This window comes from Chrysanthemum yellows phytoplasma (assembly GCF_000803325.1).
Lineage (GTDB): Bacteria > Bacillota_I > Bacilli_A > Acholeplasmatales > Acholeplasmataceae > Phytoplasma > Phytoplasma asteris.
The window spans coordinates 1-761 of the sequence record NZ_JSWH01000059.1 but is presented as its reverse complement, the minus strand read 5'-3'; the positions used below and the strand labels follow the sequence as shown (position 1 = coordinate 761).

Below are 761 nucleotides of genomic sequence, written 5' to 3'. Positions count from 1 at the left end.
ACTAAATAATTTATTGTTCAGTTTCTTTGGAATTTTTTGAAGGTGAATTGGGGATGAATTTATCTATAAATTCTTCGGTAAGCATTAAGGCATTTTGAGGACTTATAGGTTTGTTAAGTGTAGGATGGTATTTTTCCTTACCTGGTTTAAATAAATGATATTTTTTGTAAATGTTAGTCATTTTTGGGCTTCTCCAAAAAAAAATAAATATTTTGGCTTTCATTTTTCATTTGTAAAATATCATCTAAAGTGTATTTGTTCCAATCACTAATATCAAACTTATCAAAAGGAGATTCAAAATAAATCCCTACTAAATCTAAAGGAGGAGTTTTGATTCCTGTCATAACACTATATAAAAAAGCACCTGCAAGATCTTGTCCATTAAATGAAGGGAAACAAGCTACCCAACCATCATATTGAGGTTGTATTTTGTAGATAATTTTATGCATTAAAGTAGGTTTTAGATTTTCCATATAAACATGGGTTTCAGAATTTTTAAGTGTGCCATCTTGCATAAATTCACTATCAGGCACTATAAAATGATAATGTTTTTTGTCATTTACTGTTTGAATATAAAGAGGTAGTGTTTCTTTTTCTTGTTGTAATTCTTGTGTTTTTGGTTTTGTCAAATTGGGAGTTTTGACGAAATTTTGTTGATTGGGTTTTTGGGTTTGGTTATTAGTTAATTGTATTTTTTCTGATGATCTAAAGGTTGAATGTCTTTTTTGTAAACTTAATATTAATAACAATAATACTAATAT

At 27.6% G+C, this 761-nt stretch carries 2 protein-coding genes; both read right to left on the bottom strand.

What is annotated here, in order from left to right:
- Positions 1–10: 10 nt before the first annotated feature.
- Positions 11–181, bottom strand: coding sequence for a hypothetical protein (locus OL66_RS04245; protein ID WP_238568775.1), 171 nt, complete (start codon positions 179–181; stop codon positions 11–13).
- On the bottom strand, positions 174–761 hold a 588-nt coding region (locus OL66_RS00845), incomplete at its 5' end, for a hypothetical protein (protein ID WP_238568774.1). The genes OL66_RS00845 and OL66_RS04245, both read right to left, overlap by 8 nt.

Bases quoted from the DNA above. Each gene is read 5' to 3' on its own strand.
- OL66_RS04245 (WP_238568775.1), bottom strand. From the start codon at position 181: ATGACTAACATTTACAAAAAATATCATTTATTTAAACCAGGTAAGGAA.